The sequence below is a fragment of the Embleya sp. NPDC050493 genome (assembly GCF_044458105.1).
Lineage (GTDB): Bacteria > Actinomycetota > Actinomycetes > Streptomycetales > Streptomycetaceae > Embleya.
In genome coordinates this window covers 470,627-495,807 of the sequence record NZ_JBITHP010000005.1, presented here as the reverse complement: position 1 = coordinate 495,807, position 25,181 = coordinate 470,627, and the positions used below count along the sequence as shown (strand labels likewise).

Below are 25,181 nucleotides of genomic sequence, written 5' to 3'. Positions count from 1 at the left end.
TCCGGCTGCGCGGCGGTGGTCTTCGCGCGGGCCGGGCGCACCCGAGGCGCCGCGGCACATCGACCCGCCTCAGGTCTGACCCGGCGTCTGTCCGGTGCGCCGGAATTCCGACGGCGACTGCTGGACCCGGCGGGAGAACAGCCGGGCGAAGTAGGCCGGGTCGTCGTAGCCGACGTTGCGGGCCACCTCGTGGATGGACTGGTCGGTGGCCAGGAGCAGGCGCTTGGCCCGGGACAACCGGGTGCGCACGATGTACTCCTTGGGCGTGGTGCCGGTCACGCGCTGCATCTCGCTGCGCAGGCCCGCCTCGTCCAGGCCCAGCCGCCGGGCGTGCTCGCCGACGGTGAGCGGCTCGGTGGCGTGCTCGTCGAAGTAGCGGACCACGCGCGAGCCGTCCTCGTCGACCCGGATCGTCTTCAGGTCGATGATCAACTGGTGCACGATCGCGGAGGTGACCACCTCGCGGTTGGGCGCCCCCGGCTCCACCGCGGTCAGCAACCGGTCGAAGCCCTGGCGCAGCGGCCGCACCCCGCCCAACGACATCACCGGCTCGGCCCGATCCAGAAAACCCAGGTCCTCGTACGCCGCGGCGGTCGGACCGTCGAACAGCACCCAGTGCTCGCGCCATCCGGTGGGGTCGGGGCTGTAGGAGTGGTACTCGCCGGGGAAGAGCAGGAAGGCCGCCGGCGCCTGGACCGGGATCCGCGGCGCGTGCCGGTTGCCGGAGCGGAACCAGCCCGATCCGCCGGTGATCAGGGTGAGTTGGTAGCAGCCCAGCACCCGGCCCTCGAACTGCATCGCGGTGACCTGCTGCCAGCCCACGCCCAGGCACACCAGACCGAGCCGCTGGTGCTCCTTGGCGGGCGTGAGGTAGCGCGCGAAGATCATGGTGCGCCGATCGTACGGCGGCGAGCGAGGGGCGCGCAGGGGTTGTTCACGCCTTCACTCCGCCCGCCACCAGATCGGTGCGCCAGAAGCGCTGGAGCGACCAGAACGCGGCGACCAGCGGAATCACCGACACCAGCGCACCGACTACGACCAGGTTGGCGTGCGGTTGGGTGAGGTCGCTGTTCCACGCGTTCAGGCCCAGTGTGACCGGCCACAGGTGCTGGTCGTTGAGCGTGATCAGGGGCAGGAAGAAGTTGTTCCAGACCGCGACCAGTTGGAACAGGAAGATGGTCACCAGTGCGGGTGACATGATCCGCAGGCCGATGGTCCGAAAGATCCGGAACTCGCTCGCGCCGTCCAGGCGGGCCGCCTCGATCAGTTCGTCCGGCACCGACGCCTCGGCGTAGGTCTTGGCCAGGAACACGCCGAACGGGCTCACCGTGGCGGGCAGCAGTACCGCCCAGATCGTGTCGACCAGGTGCACCTTGGAGAGCATCAGGTAGATCGGCAGCGCGAGCATCGGGGTCGGAATCAGCACCGCGCCCAGGATCACCGAGAAGATCGCACCCCGGCCGCGGAACCGGTACTTGGCCAGTGCGTAGCCGGCCATCCCGGCCAGCAGGGTGGCCACCACGCCGCCGCCGACCGCGTACAGCACCGAGTTGAACACCCAGCGCAGGAAGATGCCGCCGTCCTCGGTGAAGAGTTGGCGCAGGTTGGCGCCCAGGTTCCAATCGGCGAACCAGAATCCGTTGCTGCCGAACACGTCGCTGGAGGACTTGGTCGAGGAGACCAGCAGCCACCACACCGGCATCAGGAAGTAGGTCGCCACCAGGAACAGGAACGAGGTGGTCAACACCTGCGAACGCATCGGCGTGCTGCGGCCCTTGCCCACCTTCGGGGCGGGCTGCGGCGCCCGATCGCGGACCGGGCTCGCGGGCGGGGTGGTCAGCGTCGTCACAGCGAGGACCTGCCGTTCGTGAGCCGGGCGGAGAGCTTGAGGACCGCGAAGGACAACACGCACGTGCCCAGGGCGAGCAGCACCGAGACGGCGGCGCCCTGGCCGTAGTCGTTGTTCTCGACGGCCTTGTGGTACGCGGACATGATCGGGGTGTAGTCCGCGTCCACGGACGAGGTCAGCGGTCGCAACACGCGCGGTTCGGTGTAGAGCTGGAGCGTGCCGATCACCGAGAACACGGTGGTGAGTGCGATCGCCGGGGCCACCAGCGGCACCTTGATCCGCCACGCGGTGCGCCACGGGCCGCACCCGTCCAACTCGGCCGCCTCGTACAGCTCTTGCGGGATGGCCTGGAGCGCGGAGTAGATGACCAGCATGTTGTAGCCGGTCCAGGTCCAGGTGACCACGTTCGCGATCGACCACAACACGGCGTCCTCGCCGAGGAAGTCGGAGGGCAGGCCGACCGCGTCGAGCATGCCGACCACCGGGCTGGAGCGCGGCATGTAGAGGAAGGCCCACAGGATGGTGGCGATCACGCCGGGGATCGCGTAGGGCAGGAAGTACGCGGTGCGGAAGAAGCCCTTGAGCCGGGCCGACTTCGCGTCCAGGAGCAGGGCGAGCACCAGCGCGAGGCCGAGCATCACCGGCACCTGCACCACGCCGAACAGCAGCACCCTGCCCACGCCGTGCCACAGCGCGTCGTCGTGCAGCGCCTTGGTGTAGTTCTCGAATCCCGCGTACACCCGCTTCGGCGGGGTCAGGCCCAGGCCGGAGCGCTGCATCTTGTGCAGGCTCTCGACGATCGCGTAGCCGACGGGGACCGCGTACATAGCGGCGAACAACACGCCGAACGGCGCGAGGAACATCAAGGGTGCGGACCGCCGGCGCTTGCGCCGCGGGATCGGTGCGCTCAAGGGCGGGCTCCCGGTGGATGGCTCGGGTGGAACGGGGTGGAGTGGTACGAGGTGGAGTGCTGCGGGGCCGACGGCGGCATGCCCCGCCGTCGCGCGCGGGTGACGCGCGGACGGCGGGACACGGGCGAACTGCCTGCGGCGTCGGGGGTGGTGACGGCGGGTCAGCCCGCGGCGGCCTTCAGGCCCTTGTCCTGGATGGCCTTGATCGTGGTGCCCTGGACGCCGGTCAGCGCGTCGGCGAGCCTGCCGTTGCCGGCGCCGGCCTTGCCGACCCGGTCGGTCAGGTCGGCGGAGACCTGGGTCATCGTGGGACCCCACTGCCAGCCGGCCGGGGCCTGGGCGGCGGACTCCTTGAAGATGTCGTAGATCTTCGTGTTGCCGAAGTACGCGGACGGCTGCTGCATCGCGTCCAGGCTCGCGCCGGACGTGGCGGCCGGGTAGATGCCCGCGTCCTTGACCAGGGTGGTCAGGCTCGCGGTGTCGCTGCTCATCCAGTCCGCGAAGGCGACCGCGGCCTTGGTGTTCTTGCAGCCCTTGAGCACGGCGGTGCCGGAGCCGCCGATGTTGCCGGTGGTCTTGCCGTTCGCGTCCCACTGCGGCATCGGCGCGACCGCCCACTTGCCCGCCGCGTCCTTGGCGTTCTCCTCCAGCAGCGCGGTGAACCACACCGGGCCGACGTAGCTGGCCACGCTGCCGTCACCGAACCGCTTGTACCAGTCGGGGGTGAAGGTCGGGTCCGACGAGACGACCTTCTTGTCCAGCAACTGCTGCCAGTACTGGGTGACCTTCTGCGTGCCCGGCTCGGTCAGCGAGACCTTCCAGGTGTCGCCCTCGGGCTTGAACCAGCTGCCGCCGTTCTGCCAGGCCATGCCCGCGTACCACCACGGGTCGTTGCCGCCGAAGGCCGAGTAGGCCACCGCGGGGTCGGCCGCGTGCACCTTGTCGGCCTGCTGCGCGAACTCGTCCCAGGTCTTGGGCGCGGTCAGGCCGTTCCTGGCGAACACGTCGGTGCGGTAGAACATCGCCACCGGGCCGGTGTCCACCGGGATCCCGTAGGTCTTGCCCGCCACGCTCATCTGCGACCAGGCGCCGGCCGAGTACTTGGACTTGACCGCCGCGGCGTCCTTGTCCACGTCCTGGAGCGCGCCCTCGACCAGGAAGCTGGGCAGCGTCTCGTAGCCCATCTGCGCCAGGCACGGCGCGTTGTTCGCCTTCACCGCGGCGAGCATCTTGGCGTAGCCGCCCTTGGAGCCCGGCTCGACCTTGTTGTAGTTGACGTGGATGTCGGGGTGTGCGGCGTTGAACGCGGTCACGGCCTTCTCGTAGGCCGGGTTCCAGCCCCAGAAGTCGAGCTGGGCGGTGCCGCCGCCCTGGCCGCCGGGTGCCTTGTCGCCCTGTGCCGCCTTGTCGGTCCTGGCATCGGAGTCCGAGTCGGAACCGCAGGCGGTGAGCGCGGTCAGGGCCGCGATGGTGACCGCGACGGCGGCGCGGCGCGCCGTCCGGTGGCCTCGCCGCGAGGAGCGCGAAGCGGCGCACGACGACGAGCGCGAAGCGCGGGAGCTACCCCACATGAGGTGGCCGTCCCTTCGGGAAATGGGCAGGGCTCGACGGAGCCCGGCGGTGGTCGGAGGCAGTGGAGGCTGTCTGGCCGCCGATCATGTGCCCTGCCCGACAAGGCGTCAACGGGTTGCCGTCGGACTCCTGCTTTTGTCGAGATGATCCGCAAGAAAAGTCCAAGTGCGTGGTCACCGGATGGCAAGGTGCGTGAACCAGAGAGTATCCATCCAGGTGAGAGCCCCGCTACGACGGGTCGGCGCTCGCGGAAAAGTCCACGATGCCGCTCAGAAGAGTGCATGTTCGGGCCGCGCGCCTCGTGCACGATGATCCGGACCCACCGCACGGATCTGCCCGAGGAGCGTCTTGACCACCCCCAGCCTCGTCCCGAGTCGAGACGGCTTCACCCTCGACGGCAGACCGTTTCGCATGCTCTCCGGCGCCCTGCACTACTTCCGTGTCCACCCCGGGCAGTGGGACGACCGGCTCGCCCGACTGCGCGGCATGGGCCTGAACACGGTCGAGACCTACGTCGCCTGGAACGTGCACGAACCCACCCCCGGGCACTTCGACTTCGACGGCGGCAAGGACCTGGTCGCGTTCCTGCGCGCGGCCGAGCGGCAGGGCCTGAAGGCGATCGTTCGACCCGGTCCCTACATCTGCGCCGAGTGGGAGTTCGGCGGCCTGCCGGCGTGGCTGCTCAAGGACCCGGGGATGCGGTTGCGCTGCGCCCATCCGCCCTACCTGGCCGCCGTGGACCGCTACCTGGACGCGGTGATGCCACTGGTCGAGCCGCTGCTCGCGGAGAACGGCGGGCCGGTGATCGCGCTCCAGGTGGAGAACGAGTACGGCAGCTACGGCAACGACGTCGCCTACCTGCGGCACCTCGTCGAGGGGCTGCGTCGGCGCGGCGCGAACGGATTGTTGTTCACCTCCGACGGGCCCACCGAGCCGATGCTCCAGGGCGGCACCGTGGCCGGGGTGTTGCCGACGGTGAACTTCGGCTCGCGTGCGGACGAGGCGTTCGCGACGCTGCGCCGCTGGTCGCCGGACGGCCCGCCGGTGTGCATGGAGTTCTGGAACGGCTGGTTCGACCACTGGCGCGATCCCCATCATGTGCGGGACGCGGCCGATGCGGCGGGCGTCCTGGACGACATGCTCGCGGCCGGCGGGTCGGTCAACCTGTACATGGCGCACGGCGGCACCAACTTCGGGCTGATGAACGGCGCCAACGAGTACGAAGGCGTCTACCAGCCGACGATCACCAGCTACGACTACGACGCGGCGATCGGCGAGGCGGGCGAGCTCACCGAGAAGTACTGGGCCTTCCGCGAGGTGATCGGGCGCTACGCACCGCTGCCGGCCGAGCCGCCGCCGGCGCTGCCGCCGCGGATCAAGCTCGGCGAGGTCGCGCTGCCCTCGGCGGCGGCGCTGCTCGCGCACGTCGAGGACCTGTCCGCGCCGGTGTACTCGCCCGGCACACTCACCATGGAGGAACTCGACCAGGCGTACGGCTTCGTGCTGTACCGCACCTGGGTCAGCGGCCCGCGCGAGGCGGCGCCGCTGCACGTGGACGGGCTGGCCGACCGGGCGCAGGTGTTCCTGGACGGGGTGCCGGTCGCGGTGCTCGACCGGAGCGAGGGCGGCTCGCCCACGTGCGAGTTGGCCATTCCCGCGGGCGGCGCGCGACTGGATCTGCTGGTGGAGAACTGCGGGCGGATCAACTACGGACCCGAGCTGCACGACCGCAAGGGCATCACCAGAGGTGTCCGGTTGGAGCGGCAGAACCTGTTCGGCTGGCAGATGTACCCGCTGCCGCTGGACGCGCCGGGCGGGCCGGTGCTGCCGGATGCCTCCGGGCCGATTCCGGCGGGCGTACCGGTGCTGCGCTCGGGCACCTTCGAGGTGGAGGCGGTCGGGGACACGTTCGTCCGGCTGGACGGGTGGACCAAGGGTCTGGTCTGGATCAACGGCTTCCTGCTCGGTCGCTACTGGTCGGCGGGGCCGCAGCGCACGCTGTACGTCCCGGCTCCGGTGTTGCGGGTGGGGGCGAACACGGTGACCGTGCTGGAACTGCATGGCCCCGGCGCGGCGCAGGTCTCGTTTGTGGACACGCCCGATCTGGGCGAGCCTGCGGCTGCGCCGATCGCGTAGCGACGGGTCCTCACGGGCGGGACGAGCCGGGCGGGTCGGCGCGAGTCGGCTCGGCCGGTGGGCTCGTCGGCCCGACGAACGCTGGGCAATTGCGGACCCCGCTTGTCCTCGAACGCCGGACGGGCCGGCGGGGTTGGCTCGGCGGGCTGCGAGGAGGTTGGCTCGGCGGGCCGAAGAGGTTGGTTCGGTGGGCCGGCTCGTTGGGGTGGTGCTTTGGTCAGTCCGCGTCGGGTTCGCTGACGCCGCCTCGGCGGGCCAGGTTGATGAAGAGGCGGGCCGAGCGTTCGCGGGTGTCTTCTCGGCAGACGAGCATGATGCCGCGGCGCAGCGGTGGGTCGAGGGAGCGGACGGCGGCCGAGTCGCCGAAGACGTCCTCGGCGACGTCCCGGTACCACAGCAGCGAGCCCTCGCCGTTGAGCACGCCGGCGACCCAGTTGACCCGGTCGTTGTGCTCGCAGGCGGCGATCGGTCGCACGCCCATCTCGGCGAACATCGCCTCGAACTGGGAGCGCCGCTCGCTGCCGCGCCCCGGCAGCACCATCGGCAGGCCGTCCAACAGGCGCCACGACACCGGGTCGGGCAGTCGGGTGCCCGCCGGCGAGACGAGCACCACCTCCGCCTCGGCAAGCCGGTAGGTGCGCAGGTCGCCGGGTCCGGGTGCGTCGGCCACCCCGATCGCGGCGGTGCCCGCGCGGACCGCGCCCAGCACCCCCTCGCGCCCGTCGTACCGGGTCACCTCGATCGGCGCCTCCGGGTGCTCGGCGGCGAACGCCGACACCAGGCGGGCGACATGGCCGATCGCGAGGGTGGAGGTGGTGGCCACGGTCAGGGTGGGCTCGGACTCCGGGCCGGCCGCTCGACCGATGTCCTCGATCGCGGTGACGGTGTCGAGCACGGTTCGGGCGAGCCGGACCACTCGGGAGCCCTCGGCGGTCAGTCCCACCGTCCGGCCCTCGCGCACGAACAGTTCGGCGCCCAGCTCGTGTTCGAGCGCCTTGAGCGCGCGGGACAGGGCGGACTGGGCGACGTAGAGGGCTTCCGCGGCCGCGGTCATGGTGCCGAAATTCGCGACGGCGACGAGGTAGCGCAGCTGCTGGAGAGTCACGCGCCGCACCATAACGGTCACGCCACCCGTACCGGCAGGGTAGGAAACGGGCAATTCGCTTGTGCAGCCCGACCGTTGTGCCGGTTCTGACGGATCATCCGGGCATCGGTGTATGCCGTACGGGCAAGTTTCGGCGCCGACCGCCCCCGGACCGGGCCGGTCCGGCGGGCCGATCCGGCCGTGTGCCGACTGGGCGAAGCGGGCTCCCGGGGCATTCGCCGGAGCCGTCGCGAGCCGCGCTCGGCGCACCGGTTCGCCGTTGACACCTCGATGTCCGAAACCGACGATACGGCCCAGTGATTCGGCTGCGGCCGATATTCCGATTCCGTACCACTTTCGGCTGTCGGATGCGTCCCGGCATCGGCACCGATGCGGCGATTCACCGTGCCCGGAAACGAATTCGCGCGCCCATTCCCACCGCACCGTTCGCCCGTCGCACGGTTCCCCGGATGGAGGCACTCCCCCATGACGTCGCAGTCCCCGCGTCGCGATCAGATCCTCGCAGTGAGCCCCCTGGGTCGTCCCAACGCCCGCATCGTGATCGCCGCGCACCGGGCCGGCGCGCTCGGGGTGCTCGATCTCGGCCGGGAGCGCGATCCGGCGCTCGACGCGCTGGCCGAGGCGTCCGCGGTCCCGTGCTTCGGTGTTCGGGTGCCGGTGGGTTGTCCGCTGGACCCGCACGAGTTGCCCGAAGGGGTGGACGTCGTGCTCCTGGCGCCGGACGCACCGTGGTCGCTCGCGGACGTCGGCCCGGGGCGGCGGGTCCTGATCGAGGTCACGTGCGCCGAGGCGGCCCACGCGGCGGTGACGGCCGGGGCTGCGGGGGTGGTCGCGCGCGGCGCCGAAAGCGGCGGACGGTGCGGCGAGTTGACCACGTTCGTCCTGCTCCAGCAGTTGCTCGCGGACGATCGGGTCTCGGTTCCGGTCTGGGCGGCCGGAGGAATCGGTCCGCACACCGCCGCCGCGGCGGTCGCCGGTGGTGCCGCCGGCGTGCTGCTGGACACCCAGCTGGCCCTGGTGGCGGAGAGCACACTGCCGGCCGACGTCGCGGCGGCGGTACGGGCGATGGACGGCAGCGAGACGGTCGTGATCCGGGGCCATCGGGTCTACCGGCGTCCGGACCTGCCGATCGCGCGGCTGGCCGAGCAGGCCGCCGACCTCGGCGCCGCACTGGGTACCGGCGGGCTGCACCGCGAGTTGTTGCCGGTCGGGCAGGACGGCGCGTCGGCCGCCCGGCTCGCGGATCGCCACGGCACGGCCGGTCGGGTGCTGCGCGCGGTACGCGAGGCGATCGTGGATCACGTGGCCTCGGCGGCCCGGCACGGGGTGGGGCCGCGGCCGGTGCAGGGGCCGATGACGCGGGTGAGCGACCGGGCCGCGTTCGCACAGGCGGTGGCCCGGGAGGGCGGGCTGCCCTTCCTGGCGTTGTCCCTGCTGCGCGGCCCGCAGGTGGGCGCGCTCCTCACCGAGACCGCCGCGCTGCTCGACGACCTGCCGTGGGGGGTGGGCCTGCTCGGCTTCGCGCCGCCGGAGCTGCGCGAGGAGCAACTTGCCGCGGTGCTTGCCGCCCGCCCGCCGTACGCACTGATCGCCGGCGGTCGGCCGGATCGCGCCGCGCCGTTGGAGGCCGCCGGGATTCGCACCTATCTGCATGTGCCGTCCCCCGGATTGTTGACGCAGTTCCTGCGGGAGGGCGCCCGGCGGTTCGTCTTCGAGGGCACCGAGTGCGGTGGACATGTCGGGCCGCGCGCCAGTTTCCCGCTGTGGGAGGCGCAGTTGCACGAACTGCTCTCGTTCGCCGAACGGCATGGCGGAGCGGCGGAGTTGGATCTGCTGTTCGCGGGCGGGATCCACGACGCGCGCTCGGCCGCGATGGTGGCCGCGGCGGCGGCGCCCCTGGTCGAGCGCGGGGCCTCGATCGGTGTGCTGATGGGCACCGCGTACCTGTTCACCCGCGAAGCCGTGGACAGCGGCGCGATCGTGCCCGGGTTCCAGGCCGCGGCGGTCGAGTGCGCGTCGACCGCGCTGGTGCAGACCGCGCCCGGGCATGCCACCCGCTGTGCGGGTACGCCCTTCGTGGCCGCGTTCGAGGCCGCCCGACGCGATCTGGAGGCGCGCGGTGTGCCGTCCCGGCAGGTCTGGGCCGAGTTGGAGCAGCTCAATCTGGGTCGGTTGCGGATCGCCGGCAAGGGATTGCGGCGCGAGGCGGGCGCGTTGGTCGCGGTGGACGCGGACACCCAGCGCCGGGACGGGATGTTCATGCTGGGGCAGGCCGCGGTGTTGCGGTCCGCGCCGACCGACGTCGCCACGCTGCACCGCGAGGTCACCACCGGGTCGGCCGCGTGGCTGGCCCGCCGGGTGCGCGAGTTGGGCGGCCCCACCCGGCCGGCGGCGCCTCGACCGCAGGACGTGGCGATCGTGGGCATGGCCTGCGTGCTGCCGGGCGCACCGGACCTGGCGAGCTACTGGCGCAACATCCTGGCCGGCGCCGACGCGGTGACCGAGGTACCGCGCGACCGCTGGGACGTGGAGCGCTACTTCGCGGCCGGCGCCGAATCGGGCGGCACCGTGCGCGGCTCGGTCCGCGGCGCGGCCCCCGGAGCGGTCCCGCCCGGGCGGACCCCGTCCAAGTGGGGCGGGTTCGTGCCCGCGATCGGGTTCGACGCGACCGGATACGGGATCCCGCCCGCCTCGCTGGCCGCCATCGAGCCGGCCCAACTGCTCGCACTGCACGTCGCGTCGGGAGCACTGGCGGACGCCGGCTACGGACCCGGACGGGCCTTCGCCCGCGAGCGAACGTCGGTGATCTTCGGCGCCGAGGCGGGCGCCGACCTGGCAGGCGCCTACGGGTTCCGTGCGCTGTTCCCGGGATATTACGGCGCGTTGCCCGCCGACCTGGACGGCCGACTCCCCTCCCCCACCGAGGACTCCTTTCCCGGCGTACTGGCCAACGTGATCGCCGGCCGGATCGCCAACCGGCTCGACCTGGGCGGCGTCAACTACACCGTGGACGCCGCGTGTGCGGCCTCGTTGGCGGCGCTGGACCTGGCCTGCAAGGAGCTGAACACCGGCTCCAGCGACCTGGTGTTGTGCGGCGGGGTGGACACCCACAACGGGATCAACGACTTCCTGATGTTCTCCTCGGTGCGCGCGCTGTCGCCGACCGGGCGCTGTGCCACGTTCGACGCGGACGCGGACGGGATCGCGCTGGGCGAGGGCGCGGTCTGCGTGCTGCTCAAGCGGCTCGCGGACGCCGAACGCGACGGCGACCGGGTGTATGCGGTGGTCAAGGGCGTCGGCGGGTCCAGCGACGGCCGCTCGCTCGGCTTGACCGCGCCGCGTCCCGAGGGCCAGCGGCGGGCGCTGGAACGTGCCTATCGGGCGGCGGGCGTCTCCCCGGCCCGGGTCGGCCTGGTCGAGGCGCACGGCACCGGCACCGTGGTCGGCGACCGGGCCGAACTGGACACCCTCACGGAGGTGTTCACCGAGCACGGCGCCACCCCCGGGGGCTGCGCGGTGGGCTCGGTGAAGTCCCAGATCGGGCACACCAAGTGTGCGGCGGGCCTGGCCGGTCTGGCCAAGGCCGCGCTGGCGGTGCACTTCGGGGTGCGCCCGCCGACCCTGCACCTGCGCCGGCCGCCGGATTCGGGGCCGTTCGTGTTCGACGGCCGGGCCCGCCCATGGATCGCACCGGTCACCGAACGCATCGCGGGGGTGAGCGCGTTCGGCTTCGGTGGCACCAACTTTCATGCCGTGCTGGCCGGTTCGGAGCTGACCGGCTCGGGCGGGCCGGGCGGAGCGGACGCCGCGTGGCCGGCCGAACTGTTCTGCTTCCGCGGCGCGGATCGCGCGGCGGCCCGGGCGGCGCTGGACCGGCTCGCCGCGCGGCTGGACACGGACGAGGACCTGCCGCTGCGGGGGCTGGCGGCGCTTGCCGATGAAGACTCCGGTGGCGGTGACGGTACCGGCGCCGGTGCCGGCGTCGAAGTCCCGGTACAGGTCGCGTTCGTCGCGACCGATCACGCCGATCTGCGGGTCAAGCTGACGCTGGCCCGCGCGGGTGCGGTCGATCCCGCCGGCGAGATCTTCCACCGGGAGGAGACCGGCACCGGGTCGGGCACCGGGTCCCATGGAGCGGCCGGCGCCGGGTCGAACGGCGTGGCGGGCACCATGTGGGCCGCCGGGTCGAGTGCCGCGACGGGCGCCGAGTCGGACACCGGATCGGGTGCCGTGGCGGGCAGCGCGATGGTTGCCGAGGCGGGCGCCGACGCCGGTACCGACGCCGACGCGGTCGGGCAGGTGGCGTTTCTGTACCCCGGACAGGGGAGTCAGCGGCCCGGGATGCTCGCGGATCTGTTCGCCCGCTTCCCCGAACTGTGCGACGGGCTGCGGGACATCGACCCGGAGTGCGTAGGGGCCATGTTCCCGCCCGCCGCGTTCGGCGCCGAGGCACGGGCCGAGCAGTCGGCCCGGATCACCGACACCCGGCGTGCGCAGCCCGCGCTCGGGGTGGCGGCGGTCGCGCTGACCCGGCTGCTCGACCGGTTCGGGGTGTGGCCGGACCAGGTCGCCGGACACAGCTACGGCGAGGTGGCCGCACTGTGGTCGGCGGGCGTGTTGTCCACCCGGGATCTGGGCCGGCTGGGCGAGGTGCGCGCGGCGGCCGTGCTGGCCGCCGCCGGGGCGGAGCCCGGTGCGATGGCGGCCGTCCCGGCCGACGCGGACCGCGTGGCCGAGGTGCTGGCCGGGATCGACGGCGTCGTGCTCGCCAATCGCAACACCCCGACCCAGACCGTCGTGTCCGGCCCGGAGGCGGACCTGACCACGGCGATCGCCGCGCTGGAGGGGGCCGGGCTGTCCGCACGTCGGCTGCCCGTGGCGTGCGCGTTCCACAGCCCCGTGGTCGCGGCGGCGGCCGACACCCTCACGGCCGCCGTCGCGGACCTGGACGTACGCACGCCCAGGATCCCGGTGTGGTCCAACTGCACCGCCGCGCGCTATCCGGACACGCCCGCCGAGGTACGCGCGCTGATCGCCCGTCAGGTGGCCGAACCGGTGCGCTTCGCCGAGCAGATCGAGGCGATGTACGCGGCGGGCGTGCGGATCTTCGTCGAGGCCGGGCCGGGTCGGGCGCTGACCGGCATGGTCCGCACGATCCTGGGCGACCGGCCGCACACCGCGGTGGCCTGCGACGTGCCCGGCGAGGACGGCCTGCGTCGATTGCTCACCGCGCTGGCCGAACTCGCGGTCGCCGGCGTGCCGGTGCGGGTCGCGGGCGGCCTGGCCGGCCGGGTGCGGCCGGTGGACGTCGAGCCCGGCCCCCGCCCGGCCTGGACCGTGGACGGCCACCTGGTGCGCACGGCCGACGGTCGGCCGGTGCCCGGTGGGCTGCTCCCGGCGACCCCGATGGCCCCGCTGCCCGCCGAGCCGGCAGCCGGCCCGGGTGTGTCGGCAGGGTCCGCGCGGGACGCGGTGCTGCTCGAATACCTGGCCGGCGCGCGGGCCGCGGTCGCCGCCCAGCGCGAGGTGCTGCTCGGCTACCTGGGCGTCCCGGGCGGGGTGCCCGAGGCGCCGCCCGCCGCTGTCGGGCCGGTGCCGGCCGGCCTGCCGCTACCCGAGCCCGAGCCCGTCGCGGTGGTTGCCCCGGCCGAGGAGCCGGGCGGACCGCTCACCCGCGAGCACGTACTGGCCGTGGTCCTCGACATCGTGGGCACCCGGACCGGCTATCCCCGGGACATGCTCGACCCGGCGCTGGACCTGGAGGCGGATCTGTCCGTCGACTCGATCAAGCGCACCGAGATCATCGGCGAACTGGCCCTGCGGTTGCGACTGCCCGGCGCGGTCGCCGGAGCGGGCACCGGCACGGGCGGTGCGCCGGGCCCGGCCGACGAGGCGGTGATCGAGCGGCTGGCCAAGGTCAAGACGATCGACGCGATCGTGGCCGGCGTACTGGCGGTCGACGCCGGGGCGGATCCGCGGGCGGGGTCGATGCCGGCATCGGGGTCGGGGCCGGGTGAATGGGCGTCGCCGGTGCCGCCGACCGAGCCCGCCGAACCGGTCGGGGCGGCCCGGGAGGAGCCCGCTCCGCCCGGCGCCGACCGGCCCACCCGACACCTGGTCGAGTGTGTGCCGATCGAGGACCCACCGCCCACGAGCGAGGCGGGCCCGCCCATCGGCGACGCGCTGCGCGGTCGCCGGGTGGTCCTGGTCGAGGACGGCGGCGGGATCGCCTGGGCCCTGGCGGACCTGCTCGCGACGCACGGCGTCGTGGTGGAGTCGCGTGCCCGGGATCGGGCCGAACCGGCGGACGACGATCGGCCGGACCCGGCGTGGTCGGAGGTCGACACGCTGGTGCACCTGGCCGCGCTCGCCGACGGCCCGGACCCGATCCTCCCGGATGCCTTCGCGCTGCTGCGGGCCGCGCTGGTGGGTGGCGTACGGCAGGTGTTCCTCGGCACGGCCGGCGGCGGCCACTTCGGTCGGGCCCGGGCCGCCGCCGGCCCCGATCCGGTGCCGGGCGCGGGCCTGGCCGGGTTCGCCCGGTCCGCCGCGCTGGAGTATCCGGACCGGGTGCTGCGGGTGCTGGATCTGGACCCCAAGGAGGAACCGGCCCGAATCGCCCGCCGACTCCTGGCCGAACTGGGCCGCACGCCGGGCCGGCCCGAGCCGGGCGACCCCGTGCTGGTCGGCCTGTCCGGCGACCGTCGGCTGACCCTGCGCACCCGGCCGGCACCGCTGCCCGACCTGTCGCCCGCCGACCGGGACGAGCTGCTGCGCGAGCGGCTCGGGCCGGACTCCGTGCTGCTGCTGACCGGTGGCGCACGTGGTATCACCGCTCGGACGGCCGTCGGCCTGGCCCGGGCCACCGGGTGCCATGTCGAGGTGCTCGGTCGCACGGGTGACGACGGAGCCCCGGAGCCCGCCGCGCTCGCCGACGCGGCGGACGCCCCCGCGCTGCGAGCCGCGTTGATCGCGACCGGGGTGCGCGAGCCGGCCCGGATCGAGGCCGAGCTGACCCGGGTGCTGAACCGTCGCCGGGTCCGCGCGACGCTCGCCGAGCTGGGCGAACACGCGGCCTCGGTACGGCTGCACGTGGCCGACGTCACCGACGCCGACGCGGTCCGCCGGATCCTGACCGGGATCGCCGAGCGGCACGGTCGGCTCGACGGAATCGTGCACGGCGCCGGTGTGCTGGCCGATCGGCTGCTCGTGGACAAGACCGCGGAGTCCTGTCGGCAGGTGTTCGCCACGAAGGTGGCCGGGGCGCGGGCCCTGGTCACGGCACTGCGCACGCTGCGGCCCACGCTGGCGCCGCCGGCGTTCCTGGCCATGTTCGGCAGCGTCGCGGGGGTGTACGGCAATCGGGGCCAGACCGACTATGCCGCCGCCAACGACGCGCTGGCCACCCTCGCCCGGCACTGGTCCGCCGAATCCGAGGACACGCTCGCGCCGGTCGCGGAGCGGGTGGTGACCATCGACTGGGGTCCGTGGGCGGCGACCGGCGGCGGCATGGTGACGCCGGAGTTGGCCCGCGAGTACGCCCGGCGCGGCGTCCCGTTGATCGATCCCGAGCACGGCGTGCAGGCGCTGCTCACCGAACTGGCCTCGGGCCGGGGCCCACAGGCCGTGTACGTATGCCTCCCGGCGCACGGGTCGGTGTCCGGATGAGCGTCGGGATCGGCGTGCGCGGCCCGCGGCCCGACGACGCGGCGATCGTCGGGATCGGCGCGATCTTCCCGGGGGCGGCCGACCCGGCCGGCTTCTGGCGGCTGATCGAGTCCGGCGGCGATGCGATCACCGACGTGCCGCCGAATCGCTGGGATCCGGCGCTCTACTACGCACCGGGCACGGCCGGCGAGCCCGCCCGCAGCGACCGGTTCTACTGCCGGCGCGGCGGCTTCGTGGACGACCTGGCCACGTTCGATCCGGTGCACTTCGGCATCATGCCCGCGGTGGTCGCCGGTGCCGAGCCGGACCAGCTGTTCGCGCTGCGGGCCGGCGCCGAGGCGATCGCCGACGCGGGCGGCGAGGCCCGATTGCCGGACCGGTCCCGGATCGGCGTGGTCTTCGGTCGCGGCGGCTACATGGGCGTGGCCACCGCCCGGCTCGATCAGCGGGTCCGCACCGCCCACCAACTCACGAGCCTGCTCGGCGAGTTGGCCCCCGAACTGGGGCGGGACCGGTTGACCGCGATCCGGGCGGCGTTCCATGCCTCGCTCGGTCCCGAGCAGCCCGAGGCGTCGATCGGCCTGGTGCCCAGCTTCACCGCGTCCCGGATCGCCAACCGGCTCGACCTGGGCGGGCCCGCCTACACGCTGGACGCGGCCTGCGCGACCTCGCTGCTCGCGCTGGACCAGGCCGCCGCCGAGTTGCGCTCCGGGCGCTGTGACGCGGTGCTCGCGGGCGCCGTGCATCACTGCCACATCGCGACCTTGTGGAGCGTGTTCACCCAGCTGCGCGCACTCAGTGCGAGCGAGCGGATCCGGCCGTTCGATCGGGCGGCGGACGGCACACTGATCTCCGAGGGCACCGGCGCGGTGCTGCTCAAACGGTTCGCGGACGCCGAACGCGACGGTGACCGGGTGTACGCGGTGGTCCGCGGCGTCGGCGTCTCCAGCGACGGCCGGGCGGCGAGTCTGCTGAGTCCGCTGGTCGACGGGCAGGTCCGGGCCCTGGAGCAGGCCTGGCGGGCGGCCGGGCTGGATCCGACCGAACCCGGTCTGCTCGGCCTGCTCGAAGCCCACGGCACCGGAACCCCGGTCGGCGACGAGGCGGAACTGACCACGCTGGGCAAGGTCTTCGGGCCGCGCTCGGGCAACGGCCCGGCCGACGTCGCGCTGGGCACGGTCAAGTCCAACATCGGCCACGCGATGCAGGCGTCCGGAATGGCGGGCCTGATCAAGGCCGCGCTCGCGCTGCATCACCGCACGCTTCCACCGACCCTGCACGTCCGGGACCCGCATCCGGCCTTCGCCGGCACCCGGATGCGCCCGCAGACCCACGCCGAGGCGTGGCCGGCCAACCCGGCGGGCAGCCGACTCGCGGCGGTCGACGCCTTCGGCTTCGGCGGCGTCAACGCGCACGCGGTTCTCGAACAACCACCGACGGGACCGCCGGTCGCCCTGCCCACCGCAGGCGAATCGGCGGTCCCGCGGGAGACCCGGCGCACCGGGCGCGGGCCGGTGGCGCCGGACACGCCACCGGCCGGGGCGGTGCGGGGCGCGCCGGACGCACCGCCCGCTCGGGCCGGCCGGGTCGTGGCCCCGGAGGCGTCGCCCGGCCCGGGCGACCCGGTGACCGCCCCCGACGTGTTGACCCTGGCCGCCGATTCGCCGGTCGAACTGGCCCGGCTGCTCGCCGAGATCGCCGCGGGGCGCCCGGCGCCGACCCGGGCCGCCGGGCCGGCCGGGCCGTGTCGGCTCGCGGTCGCGAATCCGACCCCGAAGCGGCTCGCGCTGGCAGCCCGGGCGGTCGACCGCGGCGTGCCGTGGCGCGGCCGGGCCGAGATCTGGTTCACCCCGCGTCCGTTGCTCGGCCCGGAAGCGCCGAATCCGGGCCGAGTCGCGTTCCTGTTTCCCGGTCTGGAGCCGGAGGTGTCGCCGCGCCTGGACGACCTGGCCGACGCGTACGGTCGGCCCCGGCCCGAGTCGACCGGCGCCGAGGATCTGGTCGGCCGGGCCGTGGACGCGTTGACCGCGGGCCGTTTCCTGGCGGCCGAGTTGGAACGGGCGGGCCTGGTCCCGGATCTGCTGGCCGGGCACAGCATGGGCGAGTGGACCGCGATGGTGGTGGCCGGGATGTACCCGCGCACCGCCGTGGACGGCTTCCTCGCCTCGTTGCGGCCGGACTCGCTGGCCGTTCCGGACCTGGTCTATGCGGCGGTGGGCTGCGGAGCGGCGGTCGCCGCGCGATTCACGGGTACCACCGGCCCGGTGGTCGTCTCGCACGACAACTGCCCGAATCAGAGCGTGCTGTGCGGTCCCGGCGACGCGGTCTCCGAGGTACTGGGCAGGTTGCGCCGGGAGGGCGTCGTGGGCGGCGAACTGCCGTTCCGGTCCGGGTTCCACACCCCGATGTGGGCGCCCTACCTCGGGCAGGTGGCCGACGCGTTCGAGCGACTTCCGCTGCGGGCCCCGCGGGTGCCGGTGTGGTCGGCGACCGGGATCGCGCCGTACCCGGCGGACGCGGCCGCGGTGCGTGAACTGACCGTACGTCACCTCCTGGAGCCGGTCCGGTTCCGGGAGTTGATCGAGGAGCTGTACGCGGGCGGCGTGCGAGTGTTCGTCCAGCCGGGCGCGGGCAGCCTGGTCGGCTTCGTGCACGACACGCTGCGCGGATGCGATGTGCTGGCCGTCGCGGCGCACTCGACACTGCGCCCGGGCCTGGCGGGCTTCCGTCGCGCCACGGCGGCGCTGTGGGTGGAGGGCGCGGCAATCGACCGGGCCGAACCGGCACGCGCACCCGCCCCCGACCTCGCCCACGCGCCTACGCCCGTACTCGGCCGCACGCCCGCCCCGGCGCCGGCGCCCACCCTCGGTCCGGACCACTCACCCGGCCCCGCACCCACCCCGCCCACCACGCCCGCCCCGGCCGGCGCACCCGACCGCGGTCTCGGCCCCGTGCCCACCCCGGCGTCCCCGCCCGCCGGTCCGATCATCCGGCTCGATCTCGGGTCGCCGTTGGTCACCTTGGGGCCGGCCGCGGGCCCGTTGCGGCTCGCGAGCGCTCCGCGCTCGACCGCCGACCATCCGGTGCTCGCCGCCTTCCACGCGGCGCTCGCCGAAGCCGATCGTTCGGTGACCGAGGTCGCCGACCTGAGCCGTGTCCCGTCGGCGGCCTCCCCGCCGTCGGTCGACGCCGAGCAGCGCCGGGCGTACCGGTTCTCCCTGGCCGAGCACCCCTACGTCCGTGACCACTGCGTCTACGAGCAGCCCGACTGGTGGCCGGACCCGGCGGACCGGTTCCCGGTGTTGCCGATGACCACGCTGATCCGGCTGGCCGGCCGGGAGGCATGCGCGGCGGCCGGACGCGGCCGGGTGGTCGCCGGGTATCGGGACGTACGCGCGCTGCGCTGGCTGCCGGTGGCCCCGCCGACGGACACCGAGGTGGTCCGCACGCCCCTGGCCGCGGACCGGATCCGGGTCGGCTTCGGCCACCACATGTCCACCGAGGTGCTGCTCGCCGACGCGCATGCCGCCCGCCCCGCACCGGCGGCCGATCGCACGCCGCTGACCGGCGAGGGGCCCGCGCCGGTGAGCGCGCAGGACCTCTACCGGGATTGCTGGATGTTCCACGGGCCCGGTTTCGCCGGGATCGACCAGGTGCTGACCGTCGCCGACGACGGCATCCGCGGCATCGTGCGCGCCCTGCCCGCACCCGGTGCGCTGCTCGACGCGGCCGGGCAACTCCTGGGCCATTGGATGCAGTTGCGCCTGACCACGGATCGCCTGGTGTTCCCGATGTCGGTGGCGGCGATCGACGGGTACGGGCCGCCGGTCGAGCCGGGCGCGCGGCTGCTGGCCACCGCGCGAATCCGGGAGGTCCGGGCGACCACCGTGCGCGGCGACGTCGAGCTGGTGGACCTGGGCACCGGCGCGGTGCGGATCCGGGTGCGCGACTGGGTCTACCGCCGGTTCGCCGCCGACGAACGGGTGTGGCCGATGAAGTTCACCCCGCACACCACCGGAATCGCCGAGCCGCAGCCCGAGGGTTGGTGTCTGGTGCGTACCCGCTGGCCCGACCCGGCGGCGCAGGATCTGGTGACGCGCCGCTACCTGGACACCGCCGAGCGGGCCGAGTTCGACGCCGCGGCGCCCCGGGAGCGCCGGAGTCGGCTGCTCGGGCGGGTCGCGGTCAAGGACGCGGTCCGGCAGTACCTGTGGGCGCGCGGGCACGGCCCGCTGTATCCCGCACAGGTCCGGATCGGCTCCGACGAGACCGGCCGCCCGCTCGCGCGCGTGGTCGTGGAGCCCGGCGGCAGCGCCCCGGAGCCGCCGCACGTGTCCGTCGCGCACAGCCATCGATTGGGCGTCGCCGCCGCGGGCACCGTGCCGATCGGCATCGACGTCGCACTCCTCGACCCCGCCGCCGATGTCTCGACCCTGGAACACGACGCGCTGACCGCCGAGGAGCGCCGACTGCTGGACACCCTCGCGGGCGCCGAACCGACCTCGCGACACCTGTGGGTGCTGCGCTTTCGGTGTGCCAAGGAGGCGGTCGGCCGGGTGCGGGGCACGGACCCGGACGGCCGGCGGGCGGATCCGATGGTCGCCTCGGCCCGGGCCACCGGCCCGCACGAGGCCGAGTTGTCCGTGGGCGCGGGCCCGCCCGACCGCGCCGGACACCTCGTCCGTACTCGGGACGTGGCGGATCCCGACGGCTCGCGGATCGACCGCTACGTGGTCGCGTGGACGAGCACGCCGCCCGACGAACACCGCAACGGTTTCCCCACCACCTCACATGGGAGCACCCGATGAGCGCGGACCCGCATGCCGACCGGATCCTGGCCGAGGTCGCCGGGATGCTCGCCGAGATCGTCGGCGAGGAACTGCTGATCGCCGCCGAGATCACCCCGGACAGCGGCTTCGACGACGATCTGGCCCTGGAGAGCATCGAGTTCGTCGCCCTGGCCGGACGGCTCCAGGAGCGCTACGGCGACCGGGTCGACTTCATCGCCTTCCTCGCGGACCTGGAGATCGAGGAGATCATGGCGATGACCGTCGGCCGGCTCGTGGAGCACATCGCGACGTGCACGCGCTCCGAGGCCGTCGGCGGTGGCCGATGAGCGAGGTGCATGCGAACGGGCTGCGCTTTCACGTCCAGCGGCTGCAGGCGCCCGCCGACCGGCCCGCACTGCGCACGCCGGTGGTCTTCCTGCACGGCCTGGTCCTGGACAACCTCTCCAGCTTCTACTACACGCTGGCCGCGCCGATCGCCCGCGCGGGCTCCGAGGTCGTGCTCTACGACCAGCGCGGACACGGCCGCACCGAGCGGCCTCGGACCGGATACGACCCGGACACCGCGGTCGCCGACCTGGCCGCCCTGGTGAAGGCGTGCGACCTGGCGACCCCGGTGCACCTGGTCGGCAACAGCTTCGGCGGCCTGATCGCACTGCACGCCGCCCGGACCCGGCCCGACCTGGTCGCGAGCCTGGTGCTGATCGAAGGACAGTGCCTGGACCTCCCGGCCGGCAGCGAACCGTACGCGGGCGGCTGGGTCGAGGAGTTGGCCAACACGCTCAACCTGGCCGCGCTGGGCCTGGAGGCGCATCCCGGCCCGGATCGGCTGCCCACCGGGCCGGCCCGCAAGGCGGCTCGGCTGCGGGCCGGCGCCCACGCGCTCCTGAACGACACCACCCTGATCGAGGACGTCACCCTGTTGCGCGCACCGACCCCGGACGAACTGGCCGATCTGGCCTGTCCGGTCCTGGCGCTGTACGGCGAGCTGTCCGAACTCACGCCCCCGGCACGGCGGTTGGCCGAGCTGCTGGCCGACTGCACACTCACCGTGCTGCCCGGCGTCGCGCACACCGTGCTGCGCGAGGCCACCGCGCCCGTGCTGAGCGCACTGCTCGACTGGTTGCCGCGGCACGATTCGACCCACGGCCGGGCCGGGGCCGGCCGATGAGATTCATGTTCGTGGTCCCGCCGTTCACCGGCCACGTCAATCCCACGGTCGCGGTCGCCGCCGCGCTCGTCGAGCGCGGGCACGAGGCGGTGTGGTGCGGACCGCCCGACATCCTGGAGCTGCTCCCGCTCGGCGCCCGGCTGTTCACCACCGGCAACTCGCCGGACCGGGCCGGCGGTTACGCCGCACTGCACGCGAACTGGCAACGGCTGCGCGGAGTGGCCGCGCTGCGCTTCCTGGTCGAGGAGACGCTGGTACCGCTCGCGCACGCGATGTTGCCCGGCGTGACCGCGGCCGTGGCCGGCTACCGACCGGACGTGGTCATCGCCGACCAGCAGACCTTCGCCGGGGCGTTCGCCGCGGTCCGGGCCGGCGTGCCGTGGGCCACCTCGGCAACCACCTCGGCCGAGTTCACCCGGCCGCTGGTGGGCTTCCCGAAGGTCGCCGACTGGGTGCGGGCCCGGATCGCCGAGGCCGCGGTCGCGGCCGGCGTACCCGCCGACTGCGATCCGCGCTTCTCCGCCCGGCTCGTGCTGGTCTTCTCCACCCCGGAGCTGGTCGGCCTGACCGAGCCGGTCCCGGCGCACCACTGCTACGTGGGCCCCGCGTTCGGTCCCAGGCCGGTGGCGGTGGACTTCCCGTGGGATCGGCTCGACCCGCGACGACGCCGGGTCCTGGTCTCGCTCGGCACCCTCAACCGTGAGGCCGGCGACCGGTTCTATCCGGCCGTGGTGGCCGCCACCCGCCCGCTTGCCGACCGGCTCCAGCTGATCGTGGCCGCACCCGAACGGCTGGTCGGCGAACCCGCCGAGCACGTCCTGGTCCGCGAGTACGTCCCGCAACTCGCCCTGCTCCCGCACCTGGACGCGGTGGTCACGCACGGCGGCCACAACACCGTGTGCGAGGCGCTCGCGTTCGGCCTGCCGCTGGTGCTCGCGCCGATCCGCGACGACCAGCCGATCGTGGCCCGTCAGGTGGTGGCCGCGGGCGCCGGGGTCCGGGTGCGCTTCGGCCGCGCGCACGTGCCGGAACTGCGCGCGGCCGTCACCGACGCGCTGGATCGTCCCGAACTGCGCGCGGGTGCCTGCCGAGTGCGCGCCTCGTTCGCCGCGGCCGGCGGCGCCCGCGCCGCCGCCGACCGTTTGGAGAAGTTGTGCTGAACCCCCTCGCCGGACCGTTCCCGTGGCTCGCCCTGCTGATCGCTCTCGGCCTGCTGGGCGGCACCCGTACACTGCGCCGCCGGCTGCGCGCGCTGCCCTCGTTGCGCACCGCCCCCACCGACGACCGGCCGATCGACGCCTGGACCTGCGTCACCGCGATCGGGGTCCGCCCGGACCGGGCCACCGTCCACGCCGCCGTCGCCCACGCGGAGCGGCACGGGTTGCTGCTGCTCGACCTGGTCCCCGGCGACCTGCCCGCCGACGAACTGCTCACCCTGCTGGGGCGGTTGGACCCGGAGCGGATCCGCCGCGACCCGCTCGCCCGCGGTCGGGGCGCGGGCCACGCCCTGCTCGTGCACGAGGACGTGCTGCGCCGCGCCGCCGTCCCGGCCACCGACCTGGTCGACCCCGACGCCCCCGAGCTGATCGAACTCACCGCCCGACTGCGCCCGTTCGCCGCCCTGGGCACCGGCCACGCGGTCGCGCCCGAGCTGACCGCGACCCGACCGGACCCGACTCTGCGCAAGCGTCGGCTGCGGGCGGCCGGCGTGCCGGTGTGGCCCACCCTGGTCGGCAACCTGGGTGAGGCCGCCGCCTACACCGGTGCGTGCGTGGCCACCCCGTTCTGGGGCGCGCTGGCCTTCCTGGCCATGTGGGTCCAGCCGTACGCGGTGGTCGCCGGCCGCTCGCCCGTGCGCCCGCGCGACCTGGGTCGGGCCTGTGCGCTGCGGCCGGTCCTGGCCGTCGGGCGCTGGGTGCGCGCGGTGTCCGGGCCCCGCCCGACCCGGGCCGCCGCACCGGCACCGGATCCGGCGGCCCTGCGCCCGGAGTACGCCCGCAGCGTCGCCAACGGTCTGGACGCGTTCTTCGAGGAGCGCCGGGAGACCTGCCCGTGGTGCGGCTCGACCCGGCTCGCGGTGCGCAGCCGGATCGGCGACCATCTCCAGGGCAAACCGGGCCGGTTCACCCTGGAGCGCTGCCGGGACTGCGCACACGTCTTCCAGAACCCCCGACTGTCCCTCGCCGGACTGGAGTACTACTACCGCGACTTTTACGACGGCCTCGGCGGCCCGGGCGCCGAGGCGCTGTTCGGCACCATGTCGCGCACCTACCGGGCGCGCGCCGAACTGGTGCGTCGAAACCTGCCGGCGGACACCGCCCCGCGCGCCTGGCTGGACGTGGGGACCGGGCACGCGCACATGTGCCTGGTCGGTCGAACCGTGCTGCCGGACACCGTCTTCGACGGTCTCGACCTGGGCGACGGCGTCGCGCAGGCCGAGCGGCGCGGCTGGATCCGAACCGCGTACCGCGGCCAGTTCCCGGAACTGGCCGACGACCTGGCGGGCGGCTACGACCTGGTCGGCATGCACCACTATCTGGAGCACACCCGTGATCCCTTCGCCGAACTGGACGCCGCCGCGAAGGTCCTGGTGCCCGGCGGCCGGCTGCTGATCGAACTGCCCGACCCGCACTGCTGGTACGGCCGGCTGCTGCGCGGCCTGTGGCTCCCGCTGTTCCAGCCTCAGCACCAGCACCTGATGCCCTGGCGCAACCTGGAGGCCGCGCTCAACGCCCGCGGGTTCACCGTCGTCGCGCGCGAGCACGGCCGGGCGCACCAGGGCAACGACTTCACCGGGGCGGTGTCCCAGGCGCTCACCGTGCTCGCGCCGAATCCGACCATGCCGTGGATCGTCGGCGGCCCGACCCCGCTGCGCCGGGCCCGCCGCATCGCGCTGGTCGCCCTGTCCGTGCCGTGCTTCCTGGCCGCGGTACTGCTCGATGCGGTCGGCCTGCTGCTCGCCCGCGTCGCCGGCGAGCGCGGCGGCAGCAACGCCTACCGCCTCCTCGCCCGAAAGGACCCGGGATGATCCGCCCGCACAGCGGCCCACCGCCCACCTCACCGGCGGCGGCGTTGCCCGGCGTACGCAGCGCGGCGCCCGTGCTGCGCCTGGTGCCGTTCGCCTTCGCCCAGGCCTTCGGTCGCGCACCGGCCGGGGTCTGGTCCGCGCCGTACGTGCTGCGCCTGTCCGGCTCGCCGGCCGGGCCGGGCACCGTCGTGGCGCTGTCCTGGCGGGTGGTGATCGCCGCCGCGCCGCGCGCCGACGGCATGCTCCGGGTGGGCTCGATCGACCGGCCGGACGAGGGCGCCGAGTTCGGCCCCGCGGGCGACGTCGGGCCGGTCCCGGACTGGATCCGCCCGGTGCTCGCGGGCACCACCGGCGCGGGCGGGCTGGACCTGCTGGTGCACACCGACCTGCCGGACAGCACCGGCCTGTCCGCCTCGGTCCCGCTGTCCTGCACGGCCGCGCTGATCGAGGCGGCCTTTCACGACCGCGCGGCGGGTACCGGGCGCCGGGCCCGGCTCACCGATCCGCCGCTGGGCACGGTCGCGCTGTTCGGCCGGCCCGGCCACGTGCTGGTGATCGAGGACGCCGCGGGCGAGCCGGCCCACGTGCCGTTCGACCCGGATCGGCTCGGCCTGCGGTTCGTGCTGGCGGTGCCCCGATGGGCCGACGGGGACGCCGCGTCCGTCGATACGGCCGAACACCCCGCCGCCGACCCACTCGCGCGCACGTCCCCGCCGGCGCGCAACGCGCTGGCCGCGGGCGCGATCGAGGCCCGGCCGCTGGGTGCGGGCGGGTCCACGATCGCGGTGGTGCCGGGCGCCGCGCTGGCCGACGTGCGCCGGGCGTTGGTGGACACCTACACCCGCGCCGGCGAACCGGCGCCACGCGTGCTCAGCGCCTCGGTCGGGTCCGCCTGTACGCGGGTGGCGTAGGACGGACCCGGCGGATCCTCACCCGCGGGCGACGCCGGGGCCG

13 protein-coding genes are annotated in these 25,181 nt (G+C 74.2%); 8 read left to right on the top strand and 5 right to left on the bottom strand.

The window, feature by feature from the left end; all coding sequences use genetic code 11:
- Positions 1 to 69: 69 nt before the first annotated feature.
- From ACIBM5_RS14140 to ACIBM5_RS14125, 4 genes are all read right to left on the bottom strand, one after another.
- Positions 70 to 888, bottom strand: coding sequence for an AraC family transcriptional regulator (locus ACIBM5_RS14140; protein WP_396007077.1), 819 nt, complete (start codon positions 886 to 888; stop codon positions 70 to 72).
- 46 nt (positions 889 to 934) lie between these two features.
- Positions 935 to 1,849 carry a carbohydrate ABC transporter permease gene (locus ACIBM5_RS14135; RefSeq protein ID WP_396007076.1) on the bottom strand — a complete coding sequence of 305 codons (915 nt, stop codon included), beginning with the start codon at positions 1,847 to 1,849 and terminating at the stop codon, positions 935 to 937.
- Positions 1,846 to 2,712 carry a carbohydrate ABC transporter permease gene (locus tag ACIBM5_RS14130; protein ID WP_396007105.1) on the bottom strand — a complete coding sequence of 289 codons (867 nt, stop codon included), beginning with the start codon at positions 2,710 to 2,712 and terminating at the stop codon, positions 1,846 to 1,848. The genes ACIBM5_RS14135 and ACIBM5_RS14130 overlap by 4 nt, the downstream gene beginning before the upstream one ends.
- Positions 2,713 to 2,921: 209 nt before the next feature.
- Positions 2,922 to 4,331, bottom strand: coding sequence for an ABC transporter substrate-binding protein (locus tag ACIBM5_RS14125; RefSeq protein WP_396007075.1), 1,410 nt, complete (start codon positions 4,329 to 4,331; stop codon positions 2,922 to 2,924).
- 349 nt (positions 4,332 to 4,680) lie between these two features.
- Between ACIBM5_RS14125 and ACIBM5_RS14120 the strand changes: the two genes are divergently transcribed.
- Complete coding sequence (locus ACIBM5_RS14120; RefSeq protein ID WP_396007074.1) at positions 4,681 to 6,468, top strand: beta-galactosidase; 1,788 nt, start codon at positions 4,681 to 4,683, stop codon at positions 6,466 to 6,468.
- Between the two features lie 217 nt (positions 6,469 to 6,685).
- On the opposite strand, the gene ACIBM5_RS14115 is transcribed toward ACIBM5_RS14120, so the two are convergent.
- Entirely contained in the window at positions 6,686 to 7,573 is an 888-nt protein-coding gene (locus ACIBM5_RS14115; protein ID WP_396007073.1) for a LysR substrate-binding domain-containing protein, read from the bottom strand.
- A gap of 465 nt (positions 7,574 to 8,038) precedes the next feature.
- On the opposite strand from ACIBM5_RS14115, the gene ACIBM5_RS14110 reads away from it, so the two are divergent.
- Genes ACIBM5_RS14110 through ACIBM5_RS14080 form a run of 7 tightly spaced genes read left to right on the top strand, consistent with a single transcriptional unit; the run spans position 8,039 to position 25,138 of the window.
- Positions 8,039 to 15,241, top strand: coding sequence for an SDR family NAD(P)-dependent oxidoreductase (locus tag ACIBM5_RS14110; RefSeq protein ID WP_396007072.1), 7,203 nt, complete (start codon positions 8,039 to 8,041; stop codon positions 15,239 to 15,241).
- Positions 15,238 to 20,049, top strand: coding sequence for a beta-ketoacyl synthase N-terminal-like domain-containing protein (locus ACIBM5_RS14105; RefSeq protein WP_396007071.1), 4,812 nt, complete (start codon positions 15,238 to 15,240; stop codon positions 20,047 to 20,049). The genes ACIBM5_RS14110 and ACIBM5_RS14105 overlap by 4 nt, the downstream gene beginning before the upstream one ends.
- The gene (locus ACIBM5_RS14100) at positions 20,046 to 20,357 is read left to right on the top strand and encodes an acyl carrier protein (RefSeq protein ID WP_391581509.1); all 312 of its coding nucleotides are present in this window, start codon (positions 20,046 to 20,048) and stop codon (positions 20,355 to 20,357) included. The genes ACIBM5_RS14105 and ACIBM5_RS14100 overlap by 4 nt, the downstream gene beginning before the upstream one ends.
- Positions 20,354 to 21,199, top strand: coding sequence for an alpha/beta fold hydrolase (locus ACIBM5_RS14095; protein ID WP_396007070.1), 846 nt, complete (start codon positions 20,354 to 20,356; stop codon positions 21,197 to 21,199). Before ACIBM5_RS14100 ends, ACIBM5_RS14095 begins: the two co-directional genes overlap by 4 nt.
- Positions 21,196 to 22,359, top strand: a complete 1,164-nt coding sequence (locus tag ACIBM5_RS14090) for a glycosyltransferase (protein ID WP_396007069.1) — start codon at positions 21,196 to 21,198, stop codon at positions 22,357 to 22,359. Before ACIBM5_RS14095 ends, ACIBM5_RS14090 begins: the two co-directional genes overlap by 4 nt.
- Positions 22,353 to 24,227 carry a methyltransferase domain-containing protein gene (locus tag ACIBM5_RS14085; RefSeq protein ID WP_396007068.1) on the top strand — a complete coding sequence of 625 codons (1,875 nt, stop codon included), beginning with the start codon at positions 22,353 to 22,355 and terminating at the stop codon, positions 24,225 to 24,227. Before ACIBM5_RS14090 ends, ACIBM5_RS14085 begins: the two co-directional genes overlap by 7 nt.
- Entirely contained in the window at positions 24,224 to 25,138 is a 915-nt protein-coding gene (locus ACIBM5_RS14080) for a hypothetical protein (RefSeq protein ID WP_396007067.1), read from the top strand. The genes ACIBM5_RS14085 and ACIBM5_RS14080 overlap by 4 nt, the downstream gene beginning before the upstream one ends.
- The last annotated feature ends 43 nt before the right edge of the window (positions 25,139 to 25,181 follow it).